This window comes from Actinomycetospora sp. CA-101289 (assembly GCF_050955895.1).
In the GTDB taxonomy this organism is placed as follows: domain Bacteria; phylum Actinomycetota; class Actinomycetes; order Mycobacteriales; family Pseudonocardiaceae; genus Actinomycetospora.
Genome location: NZ_CP192093.1, coordinates 4,032,935 through 4,045,634 on the forward strand (window position 1 = coordinate 4,032,935; position 12,700 = coordinate 4,045,634).

Annotated in this window: 13 protein-coding genes and 1 pseudogene; 6 read left to right on the plus strand and 8 right to left on the minus strand. The window is 78.4% G+C overall.

Features of this window, described 5'->3' with window-relative positions; genetic code table 11:
* Window positions 1-111: 111 nt before the first annotated feature.
* From ACQPX6_RS20130 to ACQPX6_RS20140, 3 genes are all read right to left on the minus strand, one after another.
* Window positions 112-1,482 (minus strand): FAD-dependent monooxygenase, encoded by a 1,371-nt coding sequence (locus ACQPX6_RS20130; protein WP_433782203.1) that lies wholly within the window; start codon window positions 1,480-1,482, stop codon window positions 112-114.
* 124 nt (window positions 1,483-1,606) lie between these two features.
* Window positions 1,607-1,804, minus strand: coding sequence for a hypothetical protein (locus ACQPX6_RS20135; protein WP_433782204.1), 198 nt, complete (start codon window positions 1,802-1,804; stop codon window positions 1,607-1,609).
* Window positions 1,801-2,277 (minus strand): MerR family transcriptional regulator, encoded by a 477-nt coding sequence (locus ACQPX6_RS20140; protein WP_433782205.1) that lies wholly within the window; start codon window positions 2,275-2,277, stop codon window positions 1,801-1,803. Before ACQPX6_RS20140 ends, ACQPX6_RS20135 begins: the two co-directional genes overlap by 4 nt.
* 300 nt (window positions 2,278-2,577) lie before the next feature.
* On the opposite strand from ACQPX6_RS20140, the gene ACQPX6_RS20145 reads away from it, so the two are divergent.
* From ACQPX6_RS20145 to ACQPX6_RS20170, 6 genes and pseudogenes are all read left to right on the plus strand, one after another.
* Window positions 2,578-4,293: a serine/threonine-protein kinase gene (locus ACQPX6_RS20145; protein ID WP_433782206.1), complete on the plus strand. Its 1,716-nt coding sequence runs from the start codon at window positions 2,578-2,580 to the stop codon at window positions 4,291-4,293.
* A gap of 49 nt (window positions 4,294-4,342) precedes the next feature.
* Complete coding sequence (locus ACQPX6_RS20150) at window positions 4,343-4,858, plus strand: type II toxin-antitoxin system PemK/MazF family toxin (protein ID WP_433782207.1); 516 nt, start codon at window positions 4,343-4,345, stop codon at window positions 4,856-4,858.
* A gap of 117 nt (window positions 4,859-4,975) precedes the next feature.
* Window positions 4,976-6,256 carry a hypothetical protein gene (locus tag ACQPX6_RS20155; protein WP_433782208.1) on the plus strand — a complete coding sequence of 427 codons (1,281 nt, stop codon included), beginning with the start codon at window positions 4,976-4,978 and terminating at the stop codon, window positions 6,254-6,256.
* A gap of 10 nt (window positions 6,257-6,266) precedes the next feature.
* Window positions 6,267-7,235, plus strand: coding sequence for a PP2C family protein-serine/threonine phosphatase (locus ACQPX6_RS20160; RefSeq protein ID WP_433782209.1), 969 nt, complete (start codon window positions 6,267-6,269; stop codon window positions 7,233-7,235).
* An 86-nt stretch (window positions 7,236-7,321) separates the two neighbouring features.
* Window positions 7,322-7,822 (plus strand): annotated as a pseudogene (locus tag ACQPX6_RS20165) (VWA domain-containing protein); the annotation flags it as partial.
* 701 nt (window positions 7,823-8,523) lie between these two features.
* On the plus strand, window positions 8,524-8,772 hold the full coding sequence (locus tag ACQPX6_RS20170; RefSeq protein WP_433782210.1) for an FHA domain-containing protein: 249 nt from the start codon (window positions 8,524-8,526) through the stop codon (window positions 8,770-8,772).
* Window positions 8,773-8,801: 29 nt separating this feature from the next.
* On the opposite strand, the gene ACQPX6_RS20175 is transcribed toward ACQPX6_RS20170, so the two are convergent.
* From ACQPX6_RS20175 to ACQPX6_RS20195, 5 genes are all read right to left on the minus strand, one after another.
* Complete coding sequence (locus ACQPX6_RS20175) at window positions 8,802-9,008, minus strand: hypothetical protein (protein ID WP_433782211.1); 207 nt, start codon at window positions 9,006-9,008, stop codon at window positions 8,802-8,804.
* A 63-nt stretch (window positions 9,009-9,071) separates the two neighbouring features.
* A complete protein-coding gene (gene tsaD, locus ACQPX6_RS20180; RefSeq protein ID WP_433782212.1) occupies window positions 9,072-10,127 on the minus strand; it encodes a tRNA (adenosine(37)-N6)-threonylcarbamoyltransferase complex transferase subunit TsaD in 1,056 nt (351 codons plus the stop codon).
* Entirely contained in the window at window positions 10,124-10,591 is a 468-nt protein-coding gene (locus ACQPX6_RS20185; RefSeq protein ID WP_433782213.1) for a hypothetical protein, read from the minus strand. The genes tsaD and ACQPX6_RS20185 overlap by 4 nt, the downstream gene beginning before the upstream one ends.
* The gene (locus ACQPX6_RS20190; RefSeq protein WP_433782214.1) at window positions 10,588-11,541 is read right to left on the minus strand and encodes an NAD-dependent epimerase/dehydratase family protein; all 954 of its coding nucleotides are present in this window, start codon (window positions 11,539-11,541) and stop codon (window positions 10,588-10,590) included. The genes ACQPX6_RS20185 and ACQPX6_RS20190 overlap by 4 nt, the downstream gene beginning before the upstream one ends.
* Window positions 11,538-12,665, minus strand: coding sequence for an FAD-dependent oxidoreductase (locus ACQPX6_RS20195; RefSeq protein WP_433782215.1), 1,128 nt, complete (start codon window positions 12,663-12,665; stop codon window positions 11,538-11,540). The genes ACQPX6_RS20190 and ACQPX6_RS20195 overlap by 4 nt, the downstream gene beginning before the upstream one ends.
* Window positions 12,666-12,700 lie beyond the last annotated feature (35 nt).

Here is a 12,700-nt window from a genome sequence, read left to right on the forward strand (position 1 = left end):
CGTGGGACGGGGCCGCGGGGTGCCCGTTGCGCAGCGGTGCGACGCCTCGGGCCGGCCGGCGTCGCCGACCGCGCGCGGTCGGCGCAGCGGCGGACACCGGCGAGCGACAGCTTACGGGCGACCCAGCGCCGGACGCGGCAGTGATCGCGACCCGGACGTGGCGGTCGGGTGAACGTCACTCCGTCCGGGTGGCGCCGAGGCCACGGGCGGGTCACCCGCCCGGGTGCCGGACCCGCCCGACCCGCTCCCGGACCCACCGCCGGGTCCGCCCGGCCCGGTCGCGCGGATGGCCAGGGCCTGGAGCACGCGGCCGGCCGGACGCCAGGACGCGACGCCGAGGGCGGCGCGGCGCACGGCGGCGACGAGGCGGTTGCCCGGCAGGAAGAAGTGGCGCGAGCGGCGCGCGGCGCTGCCCGCCGCGAGGGCCGCCGGGCGGTGCGCCTCCTCCCACGCCGCGAGGCCCGCCTCGGGGTCGTCGGGGTGCGCGGCCAGGTGGGTGCCGAGGGTCTCGCCGCCGACGAGCGCCAGCGCCGAGCCCTGCCCGGAGTAGAGCGTCGGGCACCACGCCGCGTCGCCCACCAGCACGACCCGCCCGCGTCGCCACGACCCGAGCCGGATCTGCGCGACGGTGTCGACGTGCGTCGCGCCCGCCTCCGCGACCCCGTCGAGGATCTCGGGCATGAGGCCGGCGAAGTCGCCGTAGACGTGGCGCAGCGTGCCGACCGGGTCGGACGCGGCGTGGGCCGCCGCGCGGGCGCTGTCGGTGCCGAGGCCGAGGAGTGCGGCGCGGAAGGTGAAGAAGACGACCGGGTCGTGGCCGGCGACGGCCATGAGGTGCGCGGTGCGCCCGACCTCGGCGGGCACGACGTAGTCGCCCTCGCGCAGCGCGCCCGGCAGCCGCGGCAGGACCGCGGAGATCACCACCTGGTCGAACTCGTGCCGGAACATCTCCTCGGGCCCGAACACCATGTCGCGCACGGCCGAGCGCACGCCGTCGGCGCCCACGACGAGGTCGTAGCGCTCGCGGACCGCGCCGTCGGGGCCGTCGAGCACGACCTCGGCGCCGTGGCGGCGCAGGTCGACCCGGCGCGGCGCGGTGCCGAAGCGCACGGCGACCTCCGCGGGCCGGGCGGTCCAGAGCGCGGCCTCGAGGTCGCCGCGCACCAGGGCCAGCGCGCGCGGGTCGTCGGCGAGCGAGGCGTCGACCCGGGACACGGTGCGCCCGCGCCCGTCGACCCCCGTGATGACGCCGTCGGCCGGCAGGCGCGTCTGCAGGGTGTGCGAGACGCCCAGGCGGTCGGCGGCGGCGAGACCCTCGGGGGCGAGGCGGACGAAGTAGCCGCCGGTGCGCCGCGCAGGTGCCCGCTCGCAGAGCACGACGGCCCAGCCGGCCCGGTGCAGCGAGGCCGCGGCGGCGAGCCCGGCGACCCCCGCTCCCACCACGAGCGCGCGGGGAGTCCGGTGCCGCGCGGTGGGGTCCACGTCACCCAGGGTAGGGGCCGGTGCGCCGGATGTCCGTTCGATCACGGGTGTCCTGGACCTCACGATGCACGACGGCCCCGCCACCCGGGAGGGGTGGCGGGGCCGTCGGCACCGGGGGGCGGGGTCAGACCCGCGAGGGCTCCCAGCGGCGGTAGTGGGCGCACTCGCACTGCGCGCAGTGGTCGCCGGCGTAGTAGTGCTCGTGCGACTCGCGGGCGTGGCGACAGGTGCAGAGGTCCACGAGCGGGACCCGCGCCAGCGACGGCGGGATCGGGGCGCGGAGGACGGGTCGGTGGGAACGGCGGTGGTCGATGAGCTTCATGTCGAGGGAGTCCGTTGAGGTGGAGGGGTCGGGAAGGGCGGTCGGAGGGCCGTCGTGGGCACCCCGGGTCCGCGTGCGTGGTGGACGCGCGCGGACGGCCCGTGGAGAGCGATGGGCTCGCCCCGGGCCGCGGCGAGCTCGCGCCGTGCCCGCGACAGGTCGCGGCGGGCGTGGTCGAGCTCGTCGTGGGCCTGGTCGCGCTCGCGCGTGACCAGGGCCACCTCGTCCTGCAGGGACACGACCATCGCGGCCGCGGTGAGGGTCAGACCCTCGTCGAACAGCTCGCGGATCCGGGCGGCGAGGGCCAGCTGCCGGCGCGACCAGCGCCGGTGTCCGCCCGAGGAACGTTCCGGGCGGAGGATGCGACCCGCGTCGAGACTCCGGAGGAACGCCGGTCGCACCCCGAGGAACTCCGCCGCCCGACCGGTGGTCAGTGCGGGGGTGTCCTCGTCGTCGAGGCTCTCGGCGCCCACGGCTTCCGTCGCGTCCTTGCGTCGTGCTCTGCGTCGTAACTCTGCGGTGCGTCCCGATCCCGCCCGTGAGCAGGAGGAACGGGTCAAATTTCTACTCGCCACTGCAACTTCTGTCAACGCTGTGGCGCGCCCACGAGAGGGCGGAGGACGGATGTCACCCGGACGGGGTGGCGGCCCGGCGTCGGGCGGGCGAGCGAGTGCCGTCCTTCACCCGAATTCGTGGATCCGGTATGTCGTTGTGCCCCGATCCGGGTACCAGGAGTGAGAAGATGACGTTGCCGGTGCGGAGGGAGGCAGCTCATGGGGGGGAGCCGCTCGTCCGCGCCCGGGCCTCTGCCCGAGCGGCTGGGTCAGCGCTTCGCGCTCGGTGAGCTGATCGGCCGGGGCACGTGCTCCGAGGTCTACCGCGCGCACGACCTGCTGCTCGACCGCGACGCCGCGGTGAAGATCTTCCCCGTTGCCGACGACCCGCGCATCGAGCGCGAGGTCGCGCTGATGGCCTCGCTCGACCACCCGAGCCTCGTGCCGGTGTTCGACGTGGGCTGGGACGCGGGCCGCGCGTTCGTCGTCATGTCGCTGCTCGAGGGCGGCAACCTGGTCGACCAGCTCGCCGACGGGCCGCTGGCGGTCGGCGAGACGCTGCTGGCCGTGGCCTCGGTGGCCGACGGGCTCGCCCACGTCCACCGCGCCGGCGTGCTGCACCGCGACGTCACCCCGCGCAACGTCCTCTTCGACGCCGACGGGCGTGCCCACCTCTCGGACTTCGGCGTGGCCCTGGTGGCCGACGCGCCGCGCATCACCGACACCGGCATCGTCGTCGGCTCCGCGCCCTACCTCGCGCCCGAGCAGGTCCGGGGCGGCGTCGTCGGCCCGCCCGCCGACGTCTACGCGCTCGGCCTGGTGATGATCGAGGCGCTCACCGCGCGCCCCGCCTACGACGGCTCGCCGCTGGCCGCGGCCCGCGCGCGCCTCGAGCAGCGGCCCGGCATCCCCGAGGGGCTCGACGCCGAGGTCGTCGCCCTGCTCGAGGCCATGACCGCGGACGACCCGGCCGACCGCCCCGCCGCCGACCGCGTGTGCGTGGGCCTGCGCCGCGCCGCGCTCGCCGCCGAGACCGTGACGCCCCTCGCGGCCGTCGCCCCGGTGGCGGGCACGGGCCTGGCGTGCGCCGTGCCCGACGCGACCACCGACACGCTCACCGGGGTGGGCATCGCCGGGGCGGCCCCCGCCGCGGCCGGCACCGTCACCGCCGCCCCGGTCGGCCTCCCCTCGCCCGACGCCCCCGACGCTCCCGCGGCCGCGGAGGTGCCCGACGAGACCCCGCGGCGCCGGCGCCCGGTCGTCGCCGAGGCCGGCGGGCTGGCCGTGGTCGCCTCGATCGCCGCGGCGGTCCTGCTCGCCGGCGGTGTCGTGGTCGCCTCGGCGTGGACGGTCGACAGCGTGTCGGCCACCGCCCCGCCGTCGGCCACGGTCGCGCCGCCGTCCGCCGAGGTCGCGATCGACCCGGGTGCCGGCGCGATGGTCGGTCCCGGCACCGGCTCCTCGGGCGGCACCGCCGACCGGGAGGACTCCCGCCGCGAGGCCCGGGCGGTCACGTCCCGCTCCCCGCGCAGCGAGGGCGGGGGCTCCGGCCGCCGCGCCGCCGCCACCGCGCCGAGCACGGACGGCGGGTCGGAGACGTCGTCGCGCGCCCCGTCGTCGACCCCGCCGGCGTCCACCCCGCCGTCGTCCACGGCGCCCACGTCGACGCCGCCCACCGGATCCACCACGCCCACCAGCGACGCCCAGCCCCTCCTGCCGGGCCTGTCCGACCTGCCGCTGCCCTCGGTGCACCTGCCGCTGCCGACCGTCCCGCAGACCGACGAGCCCACCGGCACCAGCACGCCGTCCACCGGCGGGTCGTCGTCGACCACCCCGCACGAGACCGGCACGTCGAGCCCCACCACCACGACGGACGCCGACGACGCGAGCACCGAGCCCCGCGCCACCCCGCTGCTCGAGGCCCTCGGCGGCTGACGCCGGACCCTGCCGGAGCCCGGCACCGTGGTCGGGGCATGCTGCACCCGTGGCGGGATTCCGGGACCTCGTGGGACGAGCGCTGCAGGCCGGGCTCGACCTGCTCGACAAGCAGGCCGACGGCCGGTCGGGACGCCGCGGGGGCGACGGCGCGGCGGCGCCGCCGGGCGGGGTCCGCACCGCGCCGGCGCGCGACCGGGCGCGCAGCATCAGCTACCAGCCGCACCTCGACGGCGCCGCCGACCCCGGCGAGGTCGTGTGGACCTGGGTGCCCTACGAGGAGGACCCCCGGCAGGGCAAGGACCGCCCGGTGCTCGTCGTGGCGCGCGGCGAGGGCGACCTGCTCGGGCTCATGCTCTCCAGCCAGGGGCACCGGCGCGACGACGCGCACTGGCTGTCGGTCGGGTCGGGCGACTGGGACCGGGAGGGCCGCGAGTCGTTCGTCCGCCTCGACCGCGTGCTGGAGATCCCCGAGCACGGCATCCGCCGCGAGGGCGCGGTCATGCCCGCCGACCGGTTCGGGCACGTCGCCGACGCGCTGCGCAGCGGCTACGGCTGGCGCTGACCCCACACGACGTGTCGAGCGACTAGATTCGGGGGCACCGACCCGGCCCGGCCGGGACCACCGGTGGAGGGGGGCGCCCGTGCTCGCACCCCCGCGCGCCGCGTCCGGGACGCGGCGATGAGTCGCCCTCCGCCCGTCCCCGGGCCCGACGTCCTGCTCCGCGCGGTCGAGGCCGCCGGCCGCGACGCCGCGGCCTCCCTGCTCGCGCTCGAGGAGCACGCGGGCCTGCGGATCCTGCGGACCTCGCCGCTGACCGGGGCGTCCGCACGCCGCCGCGACGAGGTGGTCGCCACCGTCGCGGCCATGCACGCCGACCTCGCCCGCCACCGCGACGTCGTCGCCCGCGCGCGGGCCGCCCGCGGCACCCACGCCCGTCCGAGCACCGCCGAGACCGCCGCGGTGCTCGCGCTGCTGCGCGGCCCGTCCGTGCTGGTCGAGGAGGCGGTGCCGGCGCCGCGCCGCGGGCATCCCGACGGTCCGGTCGTGGCGCGCCGCCTCACGCCCGCGACGCTGCTCGCCCGCGTGCGCGCCGCGTACGCCGCCGTGTGGACCGACGCGGCGCGGGCGGCCGCGGTGTGGGACGCGGTGGCCGCCGCGCTCGACCCGCTCGACGCCGCGCTCGACGAGGTCCGCGACGCCCTCGCCGCGCTCACCGTCCCTGCGGGCGACGCCGGGCCGGCCCTGCGCCGCGCGGCCGTCGAGGACGTGCGCGAGGACGTGACCGCCGCGCGCCGCGCGGTTCTCGCCGACCCCCTGGTCCACGACCCCCGGCGCCCCGTCGACCCGGCGGTGCTCACCGCGCTCGCCGAGCGGGTCCGCGCGCTGCGCGACGACGCCGACGGCGCGGTGCACGCCCGCGACGACCGTCCCGCGCGCCGCCGGCGCCTCGCCGAGGCCCTCGACGCGCTCGAGGCCGAGGAGGCCGCCGCGCACGAGGTCGCGGCGCGCGTCACCCGCGAGATCGCCGGCGAGCACCACGGCGCTCCCCCGGCGCGCGCCGACGCCCTGCGGGCGCTGCCCGACGGCATCGAGGCCGAGCTGGACATCGTCGAGGCCGAGGTCGCCGCGGCGGCGCACACCGCGCGCCGCGCCCGCGCCGAGCGCGCGGGCCTGCTCGAGCGCCGCGACGAGCTCGCCGGGCGGCTGACCGCGCTCGGCGCGAAGGCCACGGCCACCGGCCGCGCCGCCGACCCCGTGGTCGCGGCCCGACGCCGGGAGGCACGCGACCGGCTCGCGGCGGTGCCCTGCGACCTCGCGGCGGCCACCGTGGCGGTGCGCGCCTACCAGCGCGCGCTGGACGTTCCCGGCGACGAGGTCGGCGCCGGAGCCCGCCCGTCGGACGGAACGGATCCCGGCCACCGACGCGTCGATCGTGCCCAGCCGGGCCCGAGGGTGTAGGGAGTCCCCCGTGCCGATCGAGCCCGTGTCCGCGTCGCCGTCCCCGTCTGTGACTCCGGGGGCCTGCAGCGCCTGCGGGGAGCCCACCACCGGGGAGGACGCCCGCTGCACGTCCTGCGGGCACCGCGCCGCCGGGGTCGACCACGCCGAGGAGGTCCTCGCGGCGCCCGGCGCTGTCGAGGGTCCCGTCGTGCTCGGGGCCGGCGTCACCGACCGCGGCCACAAGCGCCGGCGCAACGAGGACGCCTTCGCCCTGGAGCGCGTCACCACCGCCGCGGGCGCCGCAGCCGTCGTCGCCGTGGTCTGCGACGGCGTCGCGTCGGTCCCGGGCGGGGCCACCGCGTCGCGCACGGGCTGCGACGTCGCCGTGGCCGCCGGCCAGGAGGCGCTCGCCGCCGGGCAGGACCTCGACGACGCCGCGGCCACCATGGCCGAGGCCGCGCGCCGGGCCGTCTCCGCGCTCGCGCCGGGCGCCGGGGCCGCGCCGGCCTGCACCTACGTCGCCGCCGTCCTCGACGGCGAGCGCGCCGTGGTCACGTGGGTCGGCGACAGCCGCGCCTACTGGCTCAGCCCGGCGACGCCGGAGGACTCGGCGGCGCTCACCGAGGACGACTCGTGGGCCGCCGAGATGGTGGCCGCGGGCATCGTCGGCGAGGACGACGCGCTGTCCGACCCCCGCGCCCACGTCATCACGCGCTGGCTCGCCGCCGACGCGCCCGACGTGCTGGCGCGCCACCGCAGCTGGGAGCTCGACGGCTCCGGGACGCTGCTGCTCTGCAGCGACGGGGTGTGGAACCACCTGCCCGACCCCGCGGTGCTCGCGGCCGCGCTGGACGCCGACGCGACCCCGGCCGACGCCGACGCCGTGCACGCCGGGGCGAAGGCCCTGGTCGACGCCGCGCTCGACGAGGGCGGGCACGACAACGCCACCGCGATCCTGCTCGCCGTCACCCCGGCCCCGGGCGGGGGTGGTGGGTGAGCGGGGTCGACTGCGCCCTCGAGGTCTTCCACCATCCCTGGCTGCCCGAGCACGGCCGCGACGTCGACGCCATCGTCGCGGTGACCGTGCGGGACACCGGGCGGAGGGGCCGGCGCGGCTCCGCGCACGTCGTCGTCGTCGACGCCTCGGGGTCGATGGGCGAGCCGCCGGCCAAGCTGCACGCCGCCCACGCGGCGGCCCGTGCGGCGCTCGACGCCCTGCCCGACGGCAGCCTCGTCGCGGTGGTGGCCGGGCGGCACGACGCGCGGATGGTGTTCCCGGCCGACGAGCGGCTCGTCGCGCTCGACCCGGGCACCCGGCGCGCGGCCGCGGCGGCCGTCGGCACCCTGGAGCCCTCGGGCGGGACCGCGATCGGCACCTGGCTCACGCTCGCGCGCCGGCTGCTCGCGCCCTGCACCGACCGCGTCCGGCACGCGGTGCTGCTCACCGACGGGCGCGACGAGCACGAGGAGCCCGCCGACCTGGCGGCCGCGATCGACGTCGCGCACGGCGTGCTGACCTGCGACGTCCGCGGCGTCGGCACGCACTTCGAGGTCGAGGAGATCCGCGCGGTGGCCACCGGCCTGCTGGGCACCGCCGACATCGTGGCCGACCCCCGCGCGCTCGCGGCCGACTTCGCGGCGATCATGTCCGCCGCGGCGTCGCGGGGCCTGCCCGACCTCGCGCTGCGCGTGTGGACCCCGCGGGGCGCTGAGGTGCGCGGGCTGACCCAGGTGTCGCCGTCGCTGCTCGACCTCACCGACCGCCGGGTGCCCGACCCCGCCCGCGACCTCGTCGGCTACCACCCCACCGGCCCCTGGGGCGACGAGACGCGCGAGTACCACCTGCGGGTCCGGGTGCCGGCGCGTTCGGTCGGCGAGGAGCTGCTGGCCGCGCGGGTCTCGGTGGTCGTCGCGGGCGATGACGTCCCGGTCGCCGAGGCCGGCGTGCCCGTGGCGTGGACCGCCGACCCGGCGCTCGCGGCCGGGGGCGACGCGCGCGTGGCGCACTGGAGCGGGCAGGCCGAGCTGGCCGCGGCCGTGCCGGACGGTGCGGGTGCCCCGGAGCCCTTGATGCCGGTCTGCCGCCACGGGGGTCGACCTCGACGACGCGGTCGAGCGGGTGCGGCTGCGCGGGGGGCGTGGTGGTCGACGTGGCCGCCGACCCGCGGTGGTTCGCGGTCGTCGCGGCCCGGGGCGGCCCGGACCTGCCGGCGGCGGGCCCGCCGCGCTGGTACCCGCACACGACGGTCGCGCTGGTGGGCGACGAGGTGCGGATCGGGCGCACGGTGGACCCCGCGGGTACGCGGCCCGGCATCGACCTCTCCGGCCCGCCCGCCGATCCCGGCGTCTCGCGCCTGCACGCGGTGCTGCTGCGCGACGCGCCGGGCTGGTCGGTGCTCGACCCGGGCTCGACCAACGGCACGGCGGTGAACTACGCGCCGGAGCCGATCCCGACCGACACCCCCGTGCGCCTGGCCGACGGCGACCGCGTGCACGTCGGGGCCTGGACGACGCTGCACCTCCGCCTGATGTGAGCACCGCCCTCATGAGGGCGGAGCTCACCTCACAGGGGCGTACGCGCGGCCAGGTGGGCCGGGGTCATGGCCAGGGCGATCATCACGTCGCCGGCGTCCACGTAGGGCCGGTCGGGGATCTGCTCGAGCTCCGTGCGGGTCCGGGCGTCCACGCCGTAGTCGTCGGCCACGGCGAGCACCTGCCACCGGCGCATCGGGAAGCGCTCGGCGTCGAGGACGGTGCGGAGTCCGGGCATCCCCTCCACGGGTACCGGAAGATCACGCCGAGTTCGACGTGAGGGGTCCGACAGGGGCGCCGGTCACCCCACGGGCAACGCCCGCGTCCCGTGCAGCAGCGCGCCGGTGAGCCGCGCGCGCGGGTCGGCGGCCACCTCGAGGGGGTCGGGCTCGACGCCGGCGCGCACGAGCAGGTCGCCGAGCGCCGCGATCATCGCGCCGTTGTCGGTGCACAGCCGGATCGGCGGCACGCGCAGGGTGATCCCCGCCGCCGTGCAGCGCTCCTCGACCAGCCCGCGCACCCGCGAGTTGGCCGCCACCCCGCCGACCATGAGCAACGTGTCCGCGCCCTGGTCGGCGCAGGCGGCGACGGCCTTGCGCGCGAGCGTCTCGGCCACGGCCTCCTGGAACGACGCGGCGACGTCGGGCACGGGGAGCGTTCCGTCGTGGGCCTCCACCCAGCGCGCCACCGCCGTCTTGAGCCCCGAGAACGAGAACGTCCACGGCGGGTCGGACGGGCCGGTCAGCGGGCGCGGGAACGCGATGGCGTGCGGGTCGCCCTCGCGCGCCGCCCGGTCGATCGCCGGCCCGCCCGGGTAGGGCAGGCCGAGCAGCCGCGCGACCTTGTCGAACGCCTCCCCCGCCGCGTCGTCGACGGTGTCGCCGAGGTGCACGATCTCGTCGCGCGCGAGGTCGCCGACGCTCAGCAGCGAGGTGTGCCCGCCCGAGACGATCAGCGCGACGCAGCGCTCGGGCAGCGGCCCGTGGTCGAGGACGTCGACCGCCGCGTGCCCGGCGAGGTGGTGCACGGCGTAGAGCGGCACCCCCGCGGCGAGCGCGTAGGCCTTGCCCGCGGCGAGGCCCACCTGCAGCGCCGGGCTCAGCCCCGGTCCGGCGGTGACCGCGACGGCGGTGACGTCGGCGAGGTCGACCTCGGCGCGCCGCAGGGCGGTGCGCACCATCGGGGCCATCGCCTCGAGGTGCGCCCGCGCCGCGACCTCGGGCACCACGCCGCCGAAGCGCGCGTGCTCGTCCATGCTCGAGGCCAGCGCGTCGCCCAGCAGGACCCCGCCCGAGACCAGGCCCACGCCCGTCTCGTCGCACGACGTCTCGATGCCGAGGACCAGCGGAGTGCTCACCCCGCCATCCTGCCCGCCGCCGTCCGGTGCCGGCGCCGCGACCACCACGCCGCCGCACCGGTGCCCCCGCCGTCGACGACGCCCCAGGTCACCTTCACCACCGCGATGAGGGCGAGGACGACCGCGCCGGCGGCGACCGAGCGCCACCAGAAGGCCGCGCAGAACGCCGCCAGCATCACCGGGACGAGCAGCGTGACCAGGATCTTGCCCGCCGGCCACGACCCCGTGAGGTACTCCTGCTCGAAGGCCAGGAAGCTCGCCACCTGCGGGTCGACGGCGGCCGGCACCGGGAACCACGCCATGCTCGTGGCCAGGGCGACGAGCGTGACCACGATGCCGGTGACGCTGCGGCGGTACGACGCCCAGGCCAGCGGCAGCAGGAACAGCGGCCGGACGTACCAGCTGAGCTCGTTCTGGTGCCGGGCCCACGCCCAGTCCCAGATCGCGGTGACCGTGGCGCTCATGCCGGCACCAGCCGGCGGCGCGTGCGGTCGGGATCGGCGCGGTACCAGCGAAGCGTCGCGGCGATGCCGTCGTCCCAGTCGGTGGCCCGGGTGGCGAACACCGAGCGGAACGCGGAGTCGTCGACGAGGAACGGCTGCTCGAACTGGTAGAGCAGCTCCGCGCCCTCCCGCGCGACGGGCGAGACGAGCCGAAGCGCCGCCACCATCGCCGGCGTGATCCGCCCGACCCGCGCCGCGTGCCCGGCGGCCCGGAACACCCGCTCGACGAAGTCCCGGCCGGTGATCGGCGACGGCACCGGCGTGTGCCACACCCGCCCCGTGACCGATGCGGGCGCGAGCGCCAGCTCGACGAGCGCGGCGCCGACGTCGGGGGTGTAGCCGGCGGTCACCGGGAGGTCGAGGTCGCCGGGCCAGCGGGCGGTGCGTCCCGCCGCGGCCGCCGCGAAGATCCCGCCGGCGAGCAGCGACTCGACCCCGGGCCCCCAGAGCTCCGGCGCCCGCCCGATCACCGTCTCGACCTCGCCGCGGGCGTGCGCGGCCAGCACCATCTCGGCCAGCCACGCCCGCAGGACGCCCTTCTCCGAGACCGGCGCGACGGGCGTGTCCTCGCGCATCGGGGCGTCGACCCGCCCGTACATCCAGGTGTCGTCGGCGAAGACGAGCCGGGCACCCGCGGCCCCCGCGGCGGCGAGCAGCGCCCGCGTCGCCGCCGGGAAGGCGGCCCGCCAGGAGGCGAAAGGCGGGTTCACGCAGTGGTACACGGCGACCGCGTCGCGGCAGGCCGCCCGCATGGCGACGGCGTCGGTGGCGTCGGCGGCGAGCGCCTCGGCCCCGTCCACCGGGGTGCCCGAGCGCGTCACCGCCCGGACGGGCAGGCCCCGGCGGACCAGCTCCCCGCAGACCGCCCGGCCGATGCCGCCGGACGCGCCGACGACGACGTGGGTGCTCATCGGACGAGCTCCTTCCGGCTGACGGGAAGGCCGAGCAGGCCGTCGAGGCCCGCGGCCGCGGCGCTCGCCGGCACGGCCGCGACGAGGGCGTTGCGCACCGCCACGGCGACGGGCGAGCGCCATCCGGCGACCTCGCCGGCGCGGCGCGAGCGGCGCGCGACGGCCTCGGCGACGGGCCGCCGGCGGGCCTCGTAGGCCGCGAGCGAGGACGGGTCGGAGGTCGCCTCCTCGGCGAGGACGACCGCGTCGAGGAAGGCCTGGGCCGCGCCCTGGCCGAGGTTCGGGGTCATCGCGTGCGCCGCGTCGCCGAGCAGCGCGATCCGGCCGCGGTGCCACGTCCGCGGCGCCCGGAGCTCCTCGAGCCGGTGCACGAGCACGGGCGTGTCGACGGCGGCGAGCACCTGCGGGATCGGTGCGTGCCACCCCGCGAGCCGGCGCCGCAGCCAGGCGAGGGCGTCGTCCGTCGGCGCCTCCATCGTCGGCACCACCGCCCACAGGTACGTGCGGCCGCCGGGCAGCGGGGCGAGGCCGACGAGGTCCCCGCCGCCCCAGCTCTCGCCGCCCTCGGCGAGGTCGTGGGCGGCGGTGAGCCGGAACGCGGTGGTACCGGTGGCCCGCGGCGTCACCGACGGCCAGGACGCGGACCGCACGGTGCTGCGCACCCCGTCGGCCGCGACGACGAGGTCGGCCTCGTAGGTGCGCCCGGCGTCGTCGTGGACCACCGCGGGGGTGGCCTCGTCGCCCCGCTCGACCCGGACCACGCCCGCCCCGGTGGTGACCGCCGGCGCCGCGGCGCGCAGCAGCTCGTGCAGCTCCGGACGGGGCAGCAGGACGACGCCGTCGCCCTGGCGTCGCCGCAGGTCGGCGGCGTCGAGCCGGGAGAGCCACCGTCCCGTCGCGGTGCGGATGCCCCCGCCGATCTCGACGGTGCCCGCGGCCCGGACCTGCTCCCCCAGCCCCAGCGCGTCGAGTGCCCGCAGGGCGTTCGGCCACATCGCGATGCCCGCGCCGGCCTCGGCCGGCTCGGGCCGGCGTTCGAGCACGGTGACCCCCCATCCCTGCCGCGCCAACGCGATCGCGGTCGCCAGACCGCCCAGACCCGCGCCCACCACCACAGCCCGCATGACCCTCAGCTCCTCTACATCTGTAGTAGCAGCTA